The organism is Nocardiopsis sp. EMB25 (assembly GCF_026797795.1).
GTDB classification, from domain to species: Bacteria; Actinomycetota; Actinomycetes; order Streptosporangiales; family Streptosporangiaceae; genus Nocardiopsis; species Nocardiopsis lucentensis.
Genome location: NZ_JAMTDN010000001.1, coordinates 1063226 through 1082468 on the forward strand (window position 1 = coordinate 1063226; position 19243 = coordinate 1082468).

Consider the following 19243-nt stretch of genomic DNA (forward strand, 5'->3'; position numbering starts at 1 on the left):
CCACCGTGATCGTCCTGCTCTAACACGCCTCCACCACGCTGGAGCCCCATGGGACGACAGACGGTGGGCATGGACGAACTCGTCGAGCACGGTCCAGTGCTCGACGACGAACAGGACCTGGTCGCGGGCAAGCGCGGCGCGACGAAGCTGGGGTTCGCGCTGCTGCTGAAGTACTACACCCGCCATGGCCGGTTCCCCCGCGGCCAAGCGGAGTTCCCCGACGAGGTCGTCGGGTTCGTCGCCCGCCAGGTGAAGGTGACCGCCGCCGACTTCGGCTTCTACGAGTGGTCCGGGCGCACGATCGAGTACCACCGCAAGCAGATCCGCGACCACCTGGGATTCCGGGTGTGCGGGGTGGCCGACGCCGACAAGCTCACCGACTGGCTGGCCGCCAACGTCGCGCACGCCGAGCGCAGTGCCGACCGGGTGCGCGAGGAGCTGCTCAAGCACTGCTTCGCCGAGCGCATCGAGCCGCCGACCCCGGACCGCATCATGCGGATGGTGCGCTCGGCCCTGAGCACCGCCGAGGAGACCTGGTTCACCACGATCGAGTCCCGCCTGGCACCTGAGCTGCGCGAGCGGGTGCTGGGCCTGGTGGAGCAGAACCCGGAGGCCGACGCCGACGACGAGGACGCCGAGTCGGTGCTGTCCCTGGTCAAGGCGATGCCGGGCAACATCAGCCTGGAATCGATGCTGCGGGAGATCCGCAAGCTCAACGCGATCCGCTCCGTCGGCCTGCCGCCGACCCTGTTCGCCGACGTGGCGCCCAAGGTGTTGGCCTCCTGGCGGCAGCGGGCGGTGGTGGAGTCGCCCTCCCACCTGCGCCGCCGCTCCCCGGAGTCCGCGGTGACCCTGCTGTCGGCGCTGCTGGCCGAACGGGAGCGGGAGGTCACCGACTCGCTGGTGAACCTGCTGATCGCGACCGTGCACCGCATCGGGGCCCGCGCCGAGCGCAAGGTCACCAACGAGCTGATCAACGCCTTCAAGCGCGTCACCGGCAAGGAGAACATCCTGTTCCACATCGCCGAGGCCTCCGTGGCCGACCCCGACGGACAGGTGCGCGAGGTGGTGTTCCCCGCCGTGACGGGCGGGGAGCAGACGCTCAAGGAGCTGGTGCACGAGTACCGGACCAAGGGGCCGGTCTACCGGCGCACGGTGCAGACCACACTCAAGGCCTCCTACACCAACCACTACCGGCGCGGCCTGATCGAACTGCTCCAGGTGCTCCAGTTTCGGTCCAACAACTCCGCGCACCGGCCGGTCATCGAGGCCCTGGACCTGGTGGCGCGCTACGCCAAGGCGGGCAACACCACCTACTACCCGCTGGGCGAGCATGTCCCTGAGCACCGGGGCACCTCGGGCCAGTGGGCCGAGGTGGCGCGCCGCGAGGACAAGCGCGGCCGGTCCCGCACGGTGCGCATGGTCTACGAGGTCGCCACCTTCCAGGCGCTGCGCGAGCAGTTGCGCTGCAAGGAGGTGTGGGTGGTCGGGGCCGGGCGGTGGCGCAACCCGGACCAGGACCTGCCCGCCGACTTCGAGGCGCGCCGCGCCGAGCACTACACCGAGCTGCGCAAACCCCGCGACCCCAAGGCCTTCACTCGCGCGCTGCGCGAGGAGATGGAGGCCGAGCTCGGCGCCCTGGACGCCGCCCTGCCCGGCCTGGAGTGGGTGGACATCGCCGAGCGCAAGGCAGGGGCGATCCGGTTCACCGCCCCGGAGGCCTCCCCCGAGCCGCGCAACCTGCGCCGGATCAAGGGCGAGGTCCGCAGCCGGTGGGACGGGGTGCCGCTGATCGACATGCTCAAGGAGGCGATCCTGCGCACCGGCTGCCTGCAACAGGTCACCGCGGTGGCCGGTGGCGGGAGCATGCCGCCCGAGGTCCTAGCCGAGAAGCTGATGCTGGCCATCTACGGATACGGCACCAACACCGGGAACCGCGCCGTGGCGGGCGGCGCACACGGCCACACCGAGGAGGACATCCGCTACGTGCGGCGCCGCTACCTCACCCCCGAGGCGGCCCGGCAGATCGCCGTGGAGATCGCCAACGCCACCTTCGCCGCCCGCGACACGGGGCTGTGGGGCGCCTCCTCCACGGCGGTAGCTTCCGACTCCACGCACTTCCGTGCCTGGGACCAGAACCTGTTCACCGAGTGGCACTCCCGCTACGGCGGCCGGGGCATCCTGGTGTACTGGCACGTCGAGCGCAACTCGGTGGTCGTGCACTCCCAGACCCTGCGGGCCTCGGCCTCGGAGGTCGCGGCGATGGTGGAGGGCGCCATCCGCCACGGCACGACGATGAAGGTGGAGGGCAACTACGTCGACTCCCACGGCCAGTCCGAGATCGGGTTCGGCATCACCCGGCTGCTGAACGTGGACCTGCTGCCGCGCATCAAGCAGATCAACCACGTCCGACTCTACCGTCCCAACACCGGCGAGCCGGACGCCTACCCGCACCTGGCGGCGGCGATGACGCGGCCGATCCGCTGGGACGTCATCGAGAACAACTACGACCAGGTCATCAAGTACGCCACCGCGATCCGCTCGGGGACCGCCTCCACCGAGGCGATCCTGTCCCGCTTCACCCGCGCCGCCTCCCACCCCGCCTACCAGGCGATGCTGGAGATCGGCCGGGCCCAGCGCACCTGCTTCGTGGCCCGCTACCTGCGCGACCGCGAGTTGCAGCGCGAGATCGAGGAGGGGCTCAACGTGGTGGAGTCCTGGAACGCCGCGAACGCGGTCATCTACTACGGCAAGGGCGGGGAGATCTCCACCAACCGGCGCGAGGAGGTGGAGATGGCCGCGCTGTGCCTGCGGATCCTCCAAGCGTCCCTGGTCTACGTCAACACCCTCATGCTCCAGGACGTGCTCGCCGAACCCGCATGGTCCGAGAAGCTCACCCCGGCCGACCGGCGTGGGCTGACCCCGCTGTTCTGGAGCCACGTGCGCCCCTACGGTGAGGTCAACCTGGACCTGGGCTCGCGGCTGGACATCGGCGCGGGTGCGGAACCTTCCGGACCTGGCCTCGCGTGAGGTTCTCCTGGATCTACAGCAAAGGGCAGAGCGCTGTCAAGGGAATCTAAAGTGGGCCCAAATTGTGCGCTGCCCGAGTGGCTGCAGCTTCGATAAATTGGTGTACATGGGATGCCACGCCGTGTATTGCCCATGACTCTGGAATTATTTGCGGCGCATCTCCCGTTGGGAATATCATTTCGACCTCAGGAGAAAAAAACTTCCCCAGCGTGAGGATGAAAGATACGACCAGCCAGAATGTTTCTGATTCGATGCTCTCGAAGGGCGGGTCTAAGATCTTTTCAATGCCAGCAGAGAAGAGTACGGATCCCGGAATCATGGTTGCGCAGAAAATAAGCCAGATTATCATCCAGAACAGGCTTATCTCATACCGAGCGTCGAACACAATCCGTGCTGACATGGCCGCAAATATGCAGAAGAGGTAGCAGACGAGGAAGGCGAAGGAAAATCGGACGCCTTGCACAATTTTGCCAGCACAGATGGACCATATGCGCTCATGGGGCGGGATCGGATGGTGATGTACCTGGTCTCCCAGGGACTGATATATGCTGCCTGAGCCGCTGTGGTCAGCGTTTATGTTTATGTGATTAGGGTCGCCCTCACTCACCTTCTGATCCCCTCCCGAAGTGCATGTCCCGCGCTGACTGGTAGATCGAACCGGAGCCGTTGGAGGTCGCATTGAAACTGGCCGTGGAAGATTTATTTATGTGGTTGAGGTGCCTCATAAGGGAAGAAATTTCTTGCACAACTGATGGGTCCTTCCTTGCGAGTTCAATGAAACGATCCGTCCAGATCTGCTTGATATTTTCGGCGGCTGATTCGCGCTCTGACTCAGGTACGGCAACGAGATCTGAATGATCTTTCTCTAGGAAATATTCGATGGCCGGAGCCTCATCTTTAGAGCGACTCTTCCAAATCTGCGAAACCTTGCTCTTTGACGCACCCCAGGCGTCTCCCACCATGGATTCGACAAGGGCTCCACCGGCGGCCGACAGTAGGGCAATGATCACAGGATCCACGAGCTCTCCTTGGTTTGATTCTACTTGAGCACGGTTTTCCCTTCCGCATGAGAAGCGAACCCCATGTCGAAAGTGTAGTAGCTTACACTGTTGCCTCTGTGTCTGAGGGTGAAATGATAGATATAAGTAACTTTTTTGACTTTAAGTCCGAATCTCGAGGGATGGCGTTCGGATGCTGTCGACACTAGCCTCGATCTTTCATGACGCCTCGCCGATCAGCCGGAAGAACGTTCGAGGCTGGCCGGATGGCGCAGAACCCGGGGTGTCGGTAAGGAGCGTGTCACCAGGTGCCAAGTAACCCGCGAGCAACTTAGGTGGGTTCTCGCGGAGGTGTTTACTTCTGGAAAGCTTGATTTCCAGAAGTAGACTACGGAGATGACTTCTGGAAACACGATCCCCGGCGAAGATCAGCCCCCGGTTTCCACTTCTGGAAACACACGCACCGGTCGGCCGCGCCGAACCCTCGCACTGCCCGACGACCTGGCAGACGAACACCGCGCGTTCGCCGAGAAGCTGGCCGCCTCCACCGACCTGGGGGCGGCCACGCGCGACAAGTACCAGCGCAACGCCGCTTCCTTCCTCACCTGGCTGGCCGAGGCCCGCGAGGCCGACGTCTTGGACGGCGACCCTCTGGTCGATCCAGACGCTCGGGACTGGGCTGTGCGCGACTATCGCCGCACGCTGAAGAACACCCGCACCCGCTCGGGCGGGCGCCTGTCGGCGGCCACCATCAACAACCGGCTCGCCGCCATCGATGCCTTCTTCTCCCTGCGCGGTTCGGGCCGGCCGGACGTGGTCCGCGAGCACCTGGCCCGCCCCAGCGCGCCCCGCGCGCTGGACGCGCGGACCAAGCTCCGGTTCCTGCGCACCGTGACCCGTGACGCCTCGCTGCGGGACCGGGTGATCTGCCACCTGGCCTACTACGCGGGCCTGCGGGTGGCCGAGATCGTCGCCCTGGACGTGGCCGACCTCCGGCTGTCGGCGCGCAAGGGCACGGTGCGGGTGCGCGGCAAGGGGCGGTTCGGTGGCAAGGACCGCACCGTCCCGCTGCACGCCGAGGTGCGAGCTTCCCTCGAACTCCTCCTGGACGAGCTTGGACGGCCTGCCTCGGGGCCGCTGGTGCGCAACCGGGACGGAGGCGTCCTGTCGACCCGGGCCGCGAACACCGCCGTGAGCGCCCTGGGCGCGGTGGCGGGGATCGGCCCCTCAGACGACGGCGAGGCGTTCGGGCCGCACGTGCTGCGCCACACCTTCGGCACCGACCTGGTGCGCGGTGGCAGCGAGTTGGCGAAGGAGCCGGTGGACCTGGTGACCGTCGCCGAGCTAATGGGGCACGCCGACATCAACACCACCCGTCGCTACGCCCTGCCCACCGAAGCGGACAAGGCTGCCGCCTTGGATGTGCTCACCGTCGACCGGTGAGGTTCAGTCGTGTTTGCGGCTGGTGCCACGTTCGTTAACGGCACCCGAAGCAGCGCGGACGACCCCTGAGGAGGGCGCACGAGGGGGCGCACGGATCACGCAGCGGGTTCACAGTGCCCAGCGCAGCGACTACGTTCGGTACACGACCGATGTGGAGGCAGTCACATGGGACACTTCCCCAACACCGCGCTGCGGGACCTGATCGAGCTGTCCGGGGCGAGCCGCAAGGCGTTGGCTCACCGGATCAACGAACTGGCAGCCGCAGCTGGTCACGCGACCTCCTACACCCACACGTCGGTGGCCAACTGGGTGACGCGTGGAATGGTGCCCCGACCTCCCGCACCGGAGGTGTTGGCCCATGCGTTGTCGGAGCGGCTGGGACGGCCGGTGTCACTGGCCGAGATCGGTCTGGGCAACGCGGTGCGGATCGGGCAGCATGTGGGGTTGGAGTTTCCCCGCCCCCTGCCCGCCGCGATCGGTGCGGCCACCGCGTTCTGGAGCAGCATGGACCGCCGCGTGTTCCTGTCCACCGCCTTCACCGCCACCGCCTTCGGACCGCCCACCCTGCGGTGGATGTCCCAACCCGCCGACGAGGCCGCAGCGCACAAAGGCGGCGGGCGCAGGATCGGGCGAGCCGACATCGTCGAACTGGTGGAGATCGGCGAGCAGGCCCGCCACGCCGACTCCCGATGGGGCGGCGGCAGCCCCGGCGTGTCCGTGGTCGGAGCGTGTCTGCGGGACGTGGCCGCGCCCATGCTGCGCGGCACCTACACCGACCAGGTCGGCCGGGACCTGTTCGCCGCCACCGCCGCGCTCGGCCGCCTGGCCGGGTGGACCGCCTTCGACAACGGAGAGCACGCCCTGGCCCAACGCCACTACGTCCAGGCCCTGCGTATGGCCCGCGCCGCCGGGGGCATCGATCTCGGCGGCTACATCCTGGTCTGCATGGGCTTACAGGTATCGCTACGCGGCTTCCACGACGACGCCTTGGACATGGTGGAGGCCGCACTGTCCGCCACACGCACCACCGCCCCTCCTCGGGTGCGGGCGTTCTTCCATCTCATCGAGGCCCGCGTTCACGCCCGTGCGCGACGTCCCCGCGCCGCAGGTCGCGCGCTGGCCACCTCGGAGAACCTGCTGTCAGTGGCGGGCAACCGGTCAGGGGACGACCCGGCGTGGATCGACTTCTACACCCACGCCCGTCTGGCCGCTGACGCGGTCGAGATCCACCGGGACCTGGGTCAATCCCATCTGGCGCTGGAGTGGAACACGCGGGCGAGCATGCCCACCGACCGCTTCGCCCGCTCCTACGGACTGCGTCTGGCGGTCCTGGCCACCGCCCACGTCCAGCAGGGCGATCTGGACGCCGCGCTGCCCAAGGCGAACGAGAGCATTGACGTGCTCTCCCGAGTGCGCAGCCGCCGCGCGGTCGGCTACCTACACGACCTCGCCCGCCGTCTCAGCCCCCACAGCGGGAAACCCGAGGTTCGGGAGGCCATCCGACACATCACTGCGGGCAGCAACCTTCAGCCAACGGCTCCGCTCGCCTGACCGGGTGCCGGAAGGCGGCCTCAGCGCACTCACGGTTCATCGGCGTGCTTTGGACGGCGGGGCGCCGCGTCCCCCCGCACGCGGCGCCCACGGTGTCCGGGGCTATTCGAGCGCGCGCCGCAGGGCGGCCGGGGAGGGCGCGGTGACCAGGTCGGGCGGGCAGGGGCAGCGGCGGTGCAACAGGGTCGCGGTGAAGACCGGGCGTCCGGCCCCGTCGTGGAGTTCGCAGATCAGGTGGTCGGGGAAGTCGGCGCGCAGGCGTTCGAGCTCCCGACTCGGGTGGAGCGGGTATCCGGCCCTCATCGCTGGACCCCCGCCGTGTGGAACCGGTTCTGTCGGAACCGGTGCGCCGTCCACGTGTCCTGTTCTTCGGGGTCCTGGTCCCACTCCAGGGTGAAGTAGACCGAGGGGCCACAACGGGTGCGCTCGATCCCCCAGGAGTCGGCCAGGCTGTTGACGATGAACAGGCCGCGCCCGTGCTCGGCGTCCGGCTCGGTGGGCACGACCTCCAGGCGGGGGAGGGCGGGGCCGCCGGTCGCGCGGACGGCGACGCGCAGGCAGCGCGCGTACGTGAAGACGGAGACGAGGAACGCCCCGCCGCCTCGCCCGGTGGGGGCGTGCAGCAGGGCGTTCGTGGCGATCTCGCTGAGGATCAGCAGGGCGTCGTGACGTGGTGGTTCGGGTACCCGTGCCAGGTCCAGCCGCTGCCACAGCCAGTAACGGGCGTCTCCGACCGAGGGCAGAGAGCCGGGGAAGCGGCCCAGGAAGCGCCGCATCTCGGGGTGGTTCGAGGGTTTGGGCACGGGAGCACTACGCTCGTTCACAGGTCCTCACCTGTCCTTACCAGGTTCGAGGGCATCAGGCCCCGGTCGCGTGCGGACACACGCTGCCGGGGCCGTTCTGTTGCGCACAGGGGTCGGGAACTTCGAGAAGTTGCCCTGACACTGTGGTCTTGCTCTCTATCATCAACACTACAGGCGGTAAGTGCAAGCAATCTTTAATAGTTCGTCGCATTTTTAGTTCGACCAGGGCAGCTGGAGGCTGGCAAGATGGGCCGACGTATACCGACCGATGTCATGAGTGGAGTGGCTATGAGGACACGGCTCAGCCTGTCCGTGCGGGGGAAGCGCCTACTGCGCGAGCTCAAGCGGCTTCGTGACGAGCGGCGGATGAGCCCCGAGGATGTCGCCGGGCAGCTGGGTTGGCACAAGACGAAGCTGTACCGGATCGAACGAGGCGAGAGCCGGTTGATCCTCGATGACCTGGACGAGCTGCTGGAGCTCTATGGGGTGCGATCTCCTGAGCGCGAGTCACTGTTCCAGCTCGGCAAGGATGCCTGGAAGCGCGGCTGGTGGTTGGCGTATCGGGACCTGTACCAGGGCGAGAGCTTCTTCGTGATGGAGAACGACGCCGCGAAGATCAGCGTGTATGCGCCGAATCTTCTCCCAGGGCTGCTTCAGACGGAGGATTACGCACGGGAGTCGATCCAAGCCATGCATGCGACGGGTGACACGGAGGAGATGCAGAGGCAGTTGTCCGTCCGCATAGAGCGCCAAGGCATCCTTGCTCGTGAACAGCCGCCTGAAGTCCTTGCGGTTCTCGACGAAGCGGTGCTGAGGCGGGCCGTCCTGGACGAGGAGGTGCACAGGGGGCAACTGCGCAGGCTGATCGAGCTTAACCAAAGGCCCAACATCACCGTCCAGGTCGTCCCGTTTGCCTCAGGCGTGTACACAGGGCAGTCGGGCCAGTTCACCATCTTCGAGTTTCCAGATTCGGAAGACGCTCCTGTCGCCTACCAGGAGGGGCTTTTCGGTGACGTTTATGTCGAGAACTCTGCCGATGTGGCCCGGTATACGCTGGCAGCCGCAAGGTTCCGCGACGTGGCGCTTGACGCGAGTGCCTCCAGTGCGTTCATCAGTGATCTGTTGAAGGAGACGGGATAGATGACTGCCGAGTCCACACAGGCCTTCTGGCGTACCAGTAGCTATAGCGGCACTGGCAAGGAGTGCGTGGAGGTGGCGGACGTCGAATCTCGTTCGCTCGTGCGTGACTCCAAGCAGCCCGAGTTGGGGCACTTGACGTTCGCCTCGGGGGAGTGGAGCACCTTCGTCTCCTCCCTCAAAGGGACCGCGAACCCCTCCTAGCCACAGACGAACGACCCTGGGAACGCATGCTTCCGGGGCTCGTTCGCGTACGTCGGGGTGAACCAGGTTCCCTTGCCGTCCCGGTACATCCCGGACCGGAGCTTCTTGACGGAGTCACCCGTCGAGCGCGTCGAGTCCGGCGTCGCTCTCGGGCGCCTTCGGGACATCGCCCAGGTGCCGGAGGAGGGTGCCGCGGCCGATGCCCACGCCGTCCACGTCGACGGTCCCCGTCGTGGAGAGGCAGAACCCGCCGCCGCGCTCGTACATGCGGATGAGCGGGTCGAAGGGGTTGGGGAGGGCGGGCAGAGCCGCTCCCGCGTCCCGGGCCGCCGCCAGGTGCAGCGCCCAGACACAGGTGCGCCCCACGGCCGGGAACTGCCGGGCGAGGTCCGGGTCCCCGCGCACCGACGCGACCACCGCCCCCTCCGCCCGGATTCCGGGTGCGGCGACGGCGGCGATGTCGTGGAAGGGCCAACCGGTCGCGCCGAGCGCCCGCGTCCACACGGCCGACCGGCGCAGGTACTCCCGCATGAGGGCCACCCGGGACCGGGTGCGGTCGACGCCCATCTCCCAGTCGATCGCGCGGATCCGCGCGGCGAGCTCCCCGACCGCTGGGCTCATGCGGGTTCCCTCGTCTTCCGTTCGGGGTGGCGGTGGACTGACACAACGTGCCATGCTGCCGTGTCATCCGGTCATCCGACCGCGACCCGAACCCGCACTGGAGGGGCCCGCCATGGCACAGCAGGTCGAGACGACGGTGTTTCGCGACGTCAGGCCGATGGGAGGCGACCCCGTCGACCTCGTGGTGGCGGACGGGGTGATCTCCTCCGTGGCCGACGCCGGAAGCGCCGAGGCCCGGACCGTGGTGGACTGCGGCGGCCGCCTCGCCCTGCCCGGCCTGGTGGACGCGCACGTCCACCCCGACAAGACCACCTGGGGCGAACCCTGGGTCTCGCGGCGGGCGGCGCGCGGCATCGCCGAACTCGGCGAGCAGGACGCCGAACTCTTCCGCGCCCTGCCCACCCCCGTCGCGGTCCGCGCCGAGCGCCTCATGGCGCACGCCGCGGCCCTGGGCACCCGGGCCATGCGCGCCCACGCCGACGTCGCGCCCGCCTACGGCCTGGCCGGTCTGGAGGGTGTCCAGCAGGCGAAGGCCAACCTGGCGCACGCCACACGGGTGCAGACCGTCGCCTTCCCCCAGCACGGAGTCCTGCGGGCGCCGGGTACCGCCGACCTCCTGGAGGAGGCCGCCCGCTCCGGCCTGGCCGACCTGGTCGGCGGCATCGACCCGGGCACCTTCGACGGCGACCTGGACGGCCAGCTCGACCTCGTCTTCGGGATCGCCGACCGCCACGGGGTGGGCGTCGACCTCCACCTGCACGACCGGGGCGAGCCAGGCCACACGGCCCTGCGCGCCGTCATCGACCGCACCCGCGCGCTGGCCATGCGCGGCCGGGTGACCGTCAGCCACGCCTTCCGCGTCCCCGAGGTGGCGGGCGAGGACCTGCGCCGCCTGGCCGAGGACCTGGCGGAGGCCGGGATCGGGCTGACCACCGTCGCCCCCGGTCCCACGAGCGTCCTGCCCGTGAGGGCGCTGCGCGAGCGGGGTGTGGGCGTGGGAGTGGGATCGGACGGCGTCCGCGACGCCTGGAGCCCCTTCGGTAACGCCGACATGCTCCACCGCGCCCACCTGCTCGCCCGGTCCCTGCACGCCCGCCTGGACGACGAACTCACCGACGCCTACCTGACCTGCGCCCACGACGGAGCCGACCTGCTGGGCCTGGCGCGCGCCGACCTCGCCCCGGGGTCCCCGGCGGACTTCCTCCTGGTCGAGGGCGAGTGCCCGCCGCAGGTGGTCGTGGACGTGCCGCGCCGGTGGGCGGTCGTGCACGGCGGGAACGTGGTGGCCCGGGACGGCGTGCTGCTGCCCCCGGAGGGGGACTGAGCGGCCGGTCCGCGCGTCGGCTCAGACGCAGACCGAGGGCAGCGCGCGGACCAGCCCGGTCGTGTACAGCGGGTCGAACCCGTATCCGGCGGCGACGCGGTGGGCGTCCCGGGCCAGCGTGTCGAAGCAGCCCGGCTCGGCCCGCAGCTCCTCGGTGGCCTTGAGCTCCTCCACGAGCTCGGCGGTGATGCGGTCGAGCACCGGTCGCAGCTCGGACAGGTCGGGCTCCTGGAGCGGGGCCCGTCCCGGGGCGCGGCGCCACTGGGCGATCAGCCCGCGTTGCACGAACTTGTTGGCCTCGATCTGGTCGCGCATCACCGCGGTCGCCACGCGCGGGTCCAGCCTGGCGCGACGGGCCTGGCCGGCCACGGCGGCCAGGATCTGCTCCTCACGCGCGGGATCGTCGATCTCGGCGCCGGTGTGCCACTTGGCGGCGGCGACCGCCTCGGCGACGGTGACCCGCTCGGCGGACAGCTCCACCAGGTCCCCGAGGTCGCCCGTGACACCCGCTCTGGCGGGGGCGGCGAGGAGGGTCGCGGACAGGGCCAGGGTGACGGGGAGCACGAGCGCACGCACAGTCGTTCCTTGAGTTCGGTGGTCGAGAGACTCATGAATCTAACAGAGAGTTCCTGCGTGATGATTTTGCGTCACCATGATGCGCATTGAGTGTGGGTGGGCGCGTGTCGGGGTGTCGGCCACCGCCGTGTCCATTTGTGCACATAGGGTCACGATCGTTGGCTGGTACAGGCGAGAGGACACACGATGGCTGACCCGGCAGACGTCAGCGAGGAGACCACCGAGGCCCCGACCACCGAGGCCCCGGTCGCCGAGGAGGAGACGGCGCGCGAGGTCGAGCCGCGCGGCCGCGAGGCCGGGGCCGGCAGGGGGCACACCATCGTGGTGGGCGCGGGGATGGCCGGTCTGGCCGCCGCCAACCGGCTCGCGGACGCGGGGGAGCGGATCACCGTCGTCGAGGCCCGCGACCGCATCGGCGGGCGGGTCCACTCGATCCGGACCTGGGAGGGCTTCACCATCGACGCGGGCGCCTCCTGGATGCGCGGCGAGGAGAACAACCCCCTCGCCGTACTGGTCCGCGAGGTCGGAGCCCGGACGGCCGTGTTCAACCGCTCCACCGAGACCGCCTACGACCCCAAGGGCCGCCGTTTCCTCTTCGACCGCCACCGCCGCAACATGGAGGACGTCAACCTCCTCCACGAGCACATGTACTGGGCCAACGTCGGCGCCGACCCCAGCGAGTCCATGGAGGAGGGCGTCCAACAGGCCCTCTACGACGCCAACCTGGTCCGGGCGCGGGCCCGGGACGCCAAGGAGATCGTCCACCGGATCATCGAGGCCGACCACGGCGCCGACGCCACGGAGGTCGCCTTCAGCTCCGTGGCCGCGCTGCACGAGTTCAGCGGCGACGACGTCGTCTTCCCCGACGGGATGAGCCAGCTCACCGACCACCTGGCCCGGGGGCTGGACGTGCGTCTGGACCACGTCGTCCTGGGGATCTCCCACGACGACGAGGGCGTCTCGGTCCGCGTCGACACCCCCGAGGGTGAGGAGACCCTGACCGCGGACCGCGTCCTGGTCACCCTTCCGCTGGGCGTGCTCAAGGCGGGGCAGGTGGAGTTCTCCCCCGACCTGCCCGGCGACAAGAACGACGCGATCGAGCGCCTGGGCAACGGCCGCCTGGAGAAGCTGTTCCTGCTGTTCGACGAGGTGTTCTGGGGCGACGCCGAGGTCCTCGTGCACCTGGGGACGCAGGAGGGGACCTGGTTCCACTGGTACGCGGGCCAGCGCATCCGGGGCGTCCCCGTCCTGGTCTGCCGCAACGGGGGCAACGCGGCGAGGTTCCTGGCGCGGATGGAGGAGGGGGACGTGGTCGAGCACGCGATGGCGTCGCTGCGCTCCATGTTCCGCAAGGCCCCCGACCCCGTCGACCACTACCTCACCCACTGGATGGAGGACCCCTTCGCCCGGGGCGCCTTCTCCTACACCGCCGTCGGCTCGGGGGACGGCGACCGCGAGGCCCTCGCCGAACCGGTGGACGAGCGGTTGTTCTTCGCGGGGGAGGCCACGGAGATCGAGCACACCGCGACCGTGCACGGGGCGCTGCTGTCCGGCCTGCGCGCGGCCGACCGCATCCTCGGCACGGAGTAGGCCCCGGTCACCCACCGGCCGCGGGCACCGCCCCGGGCGGACCGGTCAGTGCCCCAACCGCCCCCGGAGGAGGGCGCCGGCCCGCGCGGGGCGCGGTGGTCAGCCCTTGCGGGCCACTCCCCCGTACTGGTCGACCTCGCGGGGACGCCCCACCTCGGTGGCCTCCGGCCGCCACAGTGTCGCGGACACCACACCCGGTTCGAGCAGGTCCAACCCGTCGAAGAACAGCGCGATCTCGTCCGGTGCGCGCAGGTGGTAGGGCGCGGCCGCGGTGTCGTTCCAGCGCTTGGCGGCCTCGATCATCTCCGGGCTGGTGTCGGTGCCGTCGCACATCACCAGGAAGCTGCCCGGGGGAAGCGCGTCGACGTAGCCGCGCACGATGTCGTAGGCCTCCTGGCCGGCGAAGTGGCCCATCGTGCCCAGGATGGTCAGCCCGATCGGCCGGGCGAAGTCCAGATGGTCGGCGGCCTCCGCCAGGACGGTGGAGGGATCACGCAGGTCGGCGTCGGCGTAGTGGGTGGTGCCGTCCTGGTGGCTGGTGAGGAGGGCTCTGGCGTGGGCCAGGACCATGGGGTCGTTGTCGACGTAGACCACACGCGAGGAGGGGGCGACGGCCTGGGCGACCTCGTGGGTGTTGTGGTGGGTGGGCAGCCCGGTGCCGATGTCGAGGAACTGGCGCACACCCTCCCGTTCGGCCAGGTGGGTGACGGCCCGGATGAGGAAGTCCCGGTCCGCGCGGGCGGCGGCGACCATCTCGGGGTACGCCTGCAGGACGTAGTCACCGACCTCGCGGTCGGCAGGGTAGTTGTCCTTGCCGCCCAGCCAGTAGTTCCACACACGGGCGGAGTGGGCGGTGGTCGTGTCGATCAGGGGGCGTGAGGATTCCATGCGCCGAGAGTAGAGGGCCGTGTGCGCGGCTGCCACCGCCGGGCCGGTTCCCGAGGGTGCACGGTTCCCTCAGCGCACCAACCGGCGTTCGGCGGCGGTGATCCCGGCCTTACAGGCGCGCTCCACCTGGCGGTGGTTGCGCAACCGCTCGAACAGGCCGAACGGCGCGAGACGGGAGTCCGGCGCCCCCTCGGCCTCGGCGATCTCCAAGGTCTGCCCTCGCAGGGAACCGGTCCTGCTCCACCGTTCCCACCGCTCGTAGTCCGGGCTGGCCTGGTGGCCGAAGACGAACGCGGCTCCGCCGTCCCCGTCCAGGTCCCGGCCGTCGCGCGGCCACAGCTCCACCGCCCCGCCCACTCCGCCCGACCAGTCCCGGGCGGTGACCACGTCCACGCTCACGTCCGCGTCGACCTCCCGGACCAGCAGCGCGTCGCTCGCCCGGGTACGGGCGGGGACGTGGTGGACGCGCTCGACCTCGACCAGGCTCACCACGGCCCGCGACATCCACCACCAGTTCTCCCGGCGCGCCATGAGGCTGCCCGCGCGCAGCCGGGTCGGCGGGTGCTTGCGCACCTCCTGCTCGACCAGATCCGCGCCGAACTCCGACCCGTCCAGGTCCAGACGGACCCGGATCCGGCCAGTGGCGACCAGCGTCGGCTCACCGGGCCCGGCGGCCGTGGTCAGGCAGAACGCGGCCCGGTTGAGCAGGGAGTCGATGACGGGCAGGTAGGCCATGGGCAGCGCCACGCAGGGGTGGTCCGCGAGCAGCGGAACGACCGGCACCCCGACGGGCCCGCCGTCGGACAGCCAGCACATCTCACCAGCGGGGGAACGCCGCCACGCCGTATCCCAATCGTTCACGTCGAACCTTTTCCGTGACGTGGCTCTCATGTTAACTTCTCGGGACTGTACCCCCATCCCCCCAGCCGAAAGCACCAGCGGGGCAGCCACACCGCGGTGCCGACACGCAAGGAACCTCCCACATGCCTGCCGTAGCCGTCCTCCTCGGGGCCCTGGCGCTGTTCGCGCTCGGCTACCGCTTCTACTCCGTCTACCTGGCCGACCGGGTCTACCAGCTGGACCCCGCCTTCGTGACGCCAGCCCACACCTACCGGGACGGGGTGGACTACCTCCCCACCAACAAACACATCGTCTTCGCCCACCACTTCATCTCCGTGGCCGGCGCCGCACCCATCGTCGGCCCGGCCATCGCCGTCTTCTGGGGGTGGGGACCGGCGCTGCTGTGGGTCGTGCTGGGCACGATCTTCGCCTCCGGCGCGCACGACTTCGGGTCGATCGTCGTGTCGGTCCGCCACAAGGGCCGCAGCATCGGCACACTCGCCAGCGACGTGATCAGCGCGCGGGCCCGCATCATGTTCCTGCTGATCATCTTCTTCCTGGTGACCATGGTCAACGCGGTGTTCGCCGTGGTCATCGCCGGGCTGTTCATCGCCACCCCCGCGGCGGTCCTGCCGGTCCTGGTCACCGTCCCGCTGGCGATCGGCGTCGGCCAGGTGGTCTACCGCCGCCGCACGGCCGCGCTCCTTCCGTCGGTCATCGCGCTGGTGGTCGTCTACGTGTGCATCCCCCTCGGCCAGCTGGTGCCGATCACCGTCGACCCCGTGGCCAACGCCCTGGGCGTCGAGGCGTCGACGGTGTGGATGGTGCTGCTGTTCACCTACACCTTCTTCGCCTCGCGCCTGCCCGTGTGGATGCTGCTCCAGCCGCGCGACTACATCAACCAGCACCAGATGGTCCTGGCCCTGGCCGTCATCATGCTCGGCGTGGTCGTCGGGATGGACGCGATCGAGGCTCCCGCCTTCCGCGGCGACGTGCCCGACGGGTCGCCGTCGATCTTCCCGCTGCTGTTCATCACGATCGCGTGCGGTGCCGTGTCCGGCTTCCACAGCCTGGTCTCCTCCGGCACCACGGCCAAGCAGTTGGACAAGGAGACCGACGCCCGCTACGTCGGCTACCTCAGCTCCCTGGGCGAGGGAACGCTCGCGGTCTGCTCGATCCTGGCCTGCACCGCCGGGATCATGGTCCTGTCCACCAACCAGGACACCACCTGGACCCAGCTGTACGTGGACTGGGAGACCGCCGGAACCGGTGCGGGCGGCCGGTTCGTCCAGGGCGTGGCCGGGTTCGCCAGCAACCTCGGTGTGCCCGAGAGCATGGGCCTGGTCTTCGCCAGCGTCGTCGTGATCAGCTTCGCCGCCACCTCCCTGGACACCGCGGTGCGCCTCCAGCGCTACACCATCCAGGAGATCAGCACCATCGCGGCGGACCGGTCGAACGAGGGCGGCGCGGCCCACGGGGTCTTCACCTTCCTGTCCCGCAACACCACCGTCGCCACGCTGATCACGGTCGGCCTGGCCCTGTCCCTGGCCCTGGTGCCCGGCAACTTCGCCCTGGGCACCCTCTGGCAGCTGTTCGGCACCACCAACCAGCTGACGGCGGGCCTGGCGCTGGCGGTCATCGCGGTCTGGGTGACCAAGCGCGGCCGCAACCCGATCGTCATCCTCGTCCCGCTGGTCTTCCTCGTCGTGATGACCTCCTGGGCGCTCGTCATCCAGCTCATCACCTTCGTCGGCTCCGACGACCCCCTCCAGCGGTTCGTGCTCGCGCCGCTGGACCTGGCCATCTTCGGCCTGGCCCTGTGGATGACCGTCGAGGCCGCGATCGCCCTGCGCCGGGCCTTCCTGGCCCGCCGGAGCGGCACCGCGGGGGGAACCGGTGAGCGGAAGACGGACGAGACGCCCGAGCCCGCCGCTGAGGGGACCGACGGCGATGCCTGACCACCGGGCGGACTCCCCCTCGTGAGCACCGCACCCGCCACCGCCGCCGGGTCCGGCCCCCTGGGTCGGGCCTGGCGGCGCGCCGTCTCCTCCTGGCGCCGCTTCGAGGCCTTCCACCAGGCGGTGTTCGAGGCGCGGTGGGGGCACGCCCGTGAGCGCGAGGCCCGCACCCAGCAGGACACCCTGCGGGCCCTGCTCATGCTGGAGACCCTGGGCGTGGACAACCCCGTCGCCTACGAGACCCTCGACCTGATCCCGTACATGGTCGCCGACCTGCACGAGTGGCACCAGCGTCTGGGCCGCGACGACTTCGGCGCCCCCGGAGGATGCTGTTGACCACCCCGACCACGCCCGACGGAGTCACCGCCCCGTTTTCTCCCGCCGCGCCGATCACCTTCGTCGGCGGCAAGGGCGGCGTCGGCAAGACCACCCTGGCCGCCGCGCACGCCCTGGCCCTGGCCGACGCCGGCCGCCGGGTCCTGGTGGTGTCCACCGACCCGGCCCACTCCCTGGGCGACGCCCTGGAGAGGCCGCTGTCCGACGAACCCACGCCGATCGCGCCCGGCCTGTGGGCGGCCGAACCCGACGCCGACGCCGCCGTGCGCCGCCGCATCGCCCACGTGGCCGAGGACGCGCGCCGCGCCGTCCCCCGCGAGGTCATGCCCGCCGTGCACCGACACCTGGAGCAGGCGGGCGCCAGCCCCGGCATGGCCGAGTCCGCCCTGGCCGACCTCCTCGTCGACCGTATGGAGGAGGTCGGCGACCGGTGGGACCACCTGGTCGTGGACAGCGCCCCGACCGGCCATCTCCTGCGCCTGCTCCACCTGCCCACACTGTTGACCCCGTGGGTGAGGGGCCTGACCCGCCAACGCGAGCGCGCCCGCCGGGCCGAGGCCCTGGCCGACGTCGTCGGCAGCGGCGGGGACGAGGCCGACGACCCCCTGCTGGAGCGGCTGCACGCACGGCGCCACCGGTTGGAGCGGGCCGCCGCCCGGCTGCGCGAGGACGCCGTCGTCACCCTGGTCACCCTGCCCCGCCGCATGGTGCTCGCCGAGACCGGGCGCGCCGTCGACCAACTCTCCGAAGCCGGCTTCCGGCTCGCCCCCGTCATCGTCAACCAGATCCCGCCGGACGGCGCGGCGGGCCCCGACGGCGCGCGGGCCCTCACCCTGACCCAGGAGCGGTTCGCGCACCTGGGCGTGGTGCGGGTACCCCTGCAGGACGGCGAACCGACCGGACCGGAGCGCCTGCGTCGGCTCGTGCCGTTCCTGGACGCGGTCCCGGCGCGGTGAGGCGTCCGTGCTCGGTCGCGGTCGGCCCACCACCCACCGCCGCCGACCCCCGCAAGGCACGTCACACCAGGTGGCGGCCGTGATGGCGGGAAACGTCCCCACCGACCGCTATCGTTGGCGCTATGGGGCGATCCGGGGAAGACGGCAGAGGCGAGGCGGGGGGCGACGTGGCCGGACCGGTGGTCAGTGACCGGATCTGGACGGTCCCGAACCTGTTGAGCATGCTCCGGCTGCTGGGCGTGCCGGTCTTCCTGTGGCTGGTGCTGGGACCGCAGGCCGACTGGTGGGCCCTGCTGGTGCTCGCCTTCGCCGGGCTCAGCGACTGGCTGGACGGCAAGATCGCCCGCGCCTGGAACCAGACCTCGCGGCTGGGGACGGTGCTCGACCCGCTCGCCGACCGGCTCTACATCTTCGCCGCCCTGCTCGGCCTCGTCATCCGGGGCATCATCCCGTGGTGGCTGATGGGCATCCTGGTGCTGCGCGACGTCCTCATCCTCGGCGCGCTGCCGCTGCTGCGGCATTTCGGATACGGCCCGCTGCCGGTGAACTTCGCGGGCAAGGCCGCCACGTTGTGCCTGTTGTACGCGTTCCCGCTGCTGTTTATCGCGGGGCACACGTCGATTGTCTCAGATGTGGCGCGGATTATAGGTTGGGCGTTCGCACTCTGGGGAACTGCTCTTTATTGGTGGGCCGGACTGCTTTATGCCGTACAGGGACTGCGCCTGATCGCCCAGACCCGCCGCGACGAACGCGCTGATCACACCGGTGGCCGGACGGGTACCGAGGACAGCGACCCAGCGCGGCCGCAGCACGGATCGACCCGATCCGACCGACCAGGCGACCGCTGACGGAGGAACCCGGAGCGGAATCCGAGGGCGAACGGACGCACCACGGGTCGGGGCCGGACCAGGCTCCGGGCCCGGCCCGAACACGACCGGCGGAACGGCTCACCGCGAATCCTGTCGGATCGAGAGGGAGTGTCATCTCC

Annotated in this window: 19 protein-coding genes; 11 read left to right on the forward strand and 8 right to left on the reverse strand. The window is 69.7% G+C overall.

The features are described from left to right. Positions 1-48 precede the first annotated feature (48 nt). The gene (locus tag KIK06_RS04605; protein WP_268642050.1) at positions 49-3030 is read left to right on the forward strand and encodes a Tn3 family transposase; all 2982 of its coding nucleotides are present in this window, start codon (positions 49-51) and stop codon (positions 3028-3030) included. A 46-nt stretch (positions 3031-3076) separates the two neighbouring features. Here KIK06_RS04605 and KIK06_RS04610 read toward each other — a convergent pair whose 3' ends face one another. Then, positions 3077-3637, reverse strand: a complete 561-nt coding sequence (locus tag KIK06_RS04610; protein ID WP_268642051.1) for a hypothetical protein — start codon at positions 3635-3637, stop codon at positions 3077-3079. Next, entirely contained in the window at positions 3630-4049 is a 420-nt protein-coding gene (locus tag KIK06_RS04615; RefSeq protein WP_268642053.1) for a hypothetical protein, read from the reverse strand. The genes KIK06_RS04610 and KIK06_RS04615 overlap by 8 nt, the downstream gene beginning before the upstream one ends. Before the next feature lie 375 nt (positions 4050-4424). Here KIK06_RS04615 and KIK06_RS04620 point away from each other — a divergent pair, with 375 nt between their 5' ends. Together KIK06_RS04620 and KIK06_RS04625 are read left to right on the forward strand one after the other, a co-directional pair. Beyond that, positions 4425-5471: a tyrosine-type recombinase/integrase gene (locus KIK06_RS04620; protein WP_268642055.1), complete on the forward strand. Its 1047-nt coding sequence runs from the start codon at positions 4425-4427 to the stop codon at positions 5469-5471. A gap of 165 nt (positions 5472-5636) precedes the next feature. Then, positions 5637-7022 (forward strand): sporulation protein, encoded by a 1386-nt coding sequence (locus KIK06_RS04625; protein WP_268642056.1) that lies wholly within the window; start codon positions 5637-5639, stop codon positions 7020-7022. A 102-nt stretch (positions 7023-7124) separates the two neighbouring features. Here the strand turns inward: KIK06_RS04625 and KIK06_RS04630 are convergent, their stop codons facing one another. Continuing rightward, positions 7125-7325 (reverse strand): hypothetical protein, encoded by a 201-nt coding sequence (locus KIK06_RS04630; protein WP_268642057.1) that lies wholly within the window; start codon positions 7323-7325, stop codon positions 7125-7127. Then, a complete protein-coding gene (locus tag KIK06_RS04635) occupies positions 7322-7846 on the reverse strand; it encodes an ATP-binding protein (RefSeq protein WP_268642058.1) in 525 nt (174 codons plus the stop codon). Before KIK06_RS04635 ends, KIK06_RS04630 begins: the two co-directional genes overlap by 4 nt. Before the next feature lie 267 nt (positions 7847-8113). Between KIK06_RS04635 and KIK06_RS04640 the strand changes: the two genes are divergently transcribed. Next, a complete protein-coding gene (locus KIK06_RS04640; protein ID WP_268642059.1) occupies positions 8114-8965 on the forward strand; it encodes a DUF5753 domain-containing protein in 852 nt (283 codons plus the stop codon). After that, positions 8966-9166 (forward strand): DUF397 domain-containing protein, encoded by a 201-nt coding sequence (locus KIK06_RS04645; protein WP_268642060.1) that lies wholly within the window; start codon positions 8966-8968, stop codon positions 9164-9166. A 114-nt stretch (positions 9167-9280) separates the two neighbouring features. Here KIK06_RS04645 and KIK06_RS04650 read toward each other — a convergent pair whose 3' ends face one another. Further along, positions 9281-9787, reverse strand: a complete 507-nt coding sequence (locus tag KIK06_RS04650; RefSeq protein WP_268642062.1) for a hypothetical protein — start codon at positions 9785-9787, stop codon at positions 9281-9283. A 112-nt stretch (positions 9788-9899) separates the two neighbouring features. Between KIK06_RS04650 and KIK06_RS04655 the strand changes: the two genes are divergently transcribed. Continuing rightward, positions 9900-11111 (forward strand): amidohydrolase, encoded by a 1212-nt coding sequence (locus KIK06_RS04655; RefSeq protein ID WP_268642063.1) that lies wholly within the window; start codon positions 9900-9902, stop codon positions 11109-11111. A gap of 21 nt (positions 11112-11132) precedes the next feature. On the opposite strand, the gene KIK06_RS04660 is transcribed toward KIK06_RS04655, so the two are convergent. Beyond that, positions 11133-11687, reverse strand: a complete 555-nt coding sequence (locus KIK06_RS04660) for a chorismate mutase (RefSeq protein WP_268642064.1) — start codon at positions 11685-11687, stop codon at positions 11133-11135. 186 nt (positions 11688-11873) lie between these two features. Between KIK06_RS04660 and KIK06_RS04665 the strand changes: the two genes are divergently transcribed. Then, positions 11874-13277 (forward strand): flavin monoamine oxidase family protein, encoded by a 1404-nt coding sequence (locus tag KIK06_RS04665; RefSeq protein ID WP_268642065.1) that lies wholly within the window; start codon positions 11874-11876, stop codon positions 13275-13277. Positions 13278-13376: 99 nt separating this feature from the next. Here KIK06_RS04665 and KIK06_RS04670 read toward each other — a convergent pair whose 3' ends face one another. Continuing rightward, positions 13377-14165: an SAM-dependent methyltransferase gene (locus tag KIK06_RS04670; RefSeq protein WP_268642067.1), complete on the reverse strand. Its 789-nt coding sequence runs from the start codon at positions 14163-14165 to the stop codon at positions 13377-13379. 69 nt (positions 14166-14234) lie between these two features. Further along, positions 14235-15026: a hypothetical protein gene (locus KIK06_RS04675; protein WP_327084627.1), complete on the reverse strand. Its 792-nt coding sequence runs from the start codon at positions 15024-15026 to the stop codon at positions 14235-14237. A gap of 122 nt (positions 15027-15148) precedes the next feature. Here KIK06_RS04675 and KIK06_RS04680 point away from each other — a divergent pair, with 122 nt between their 5' ends. From KIK06_RS04680 to KIK06_RS04695, 4 genes are all read left to right on the forward strand, one after another. Continuing rightward, positions 15149-16963 (forward strand): carbon starvation CstA family protein, encoded by a 1815-nt coding sequence (locus KIK06_RS04680; RefSeq protein WP_017597406.1) that lies wholly within the window; start codon positions 15149-15151, stop codon positions 16961-16963. A gap of 21 nt (positions 16964-16984) precedes the next feature. Beyond that, positions 16985-17299, forward strand: a complete 315-nt coding sequence (locus tag KIK06_RS04685) for a cory-CC-star protein (protein ID WP_017597407.1) — start codon at positions 16985-16987, stop codon at positions 17297-17299. After that, entirely contained in the window at positions 17296-18255 is a 960-nt protein-coding gene (locus KIK06_RS04690; protein ID WP_268642068.1) for an ArsA family ATPase, read from the forward strand. The genes KIK06_RS04685 and KIK06_RS04690 overlap by 4 nt, the downstream gene beginning before the upstream one ends. A gap of 122 nt (positions 18256-18377) precedes the next feature. Then, on the forward strand, positions 18378-19103 hold the full coding sequence (locus KIK06_RS04695) for a CDP-alcohol phosphatidyltransferase family protein (protein ID WP_268642069.1): 726 nt from the start codon (positions 18378-18380) through the stop codon (positions 19101-19103). Positions 19104-19243 lie beyond the last annotated feature (140 nt).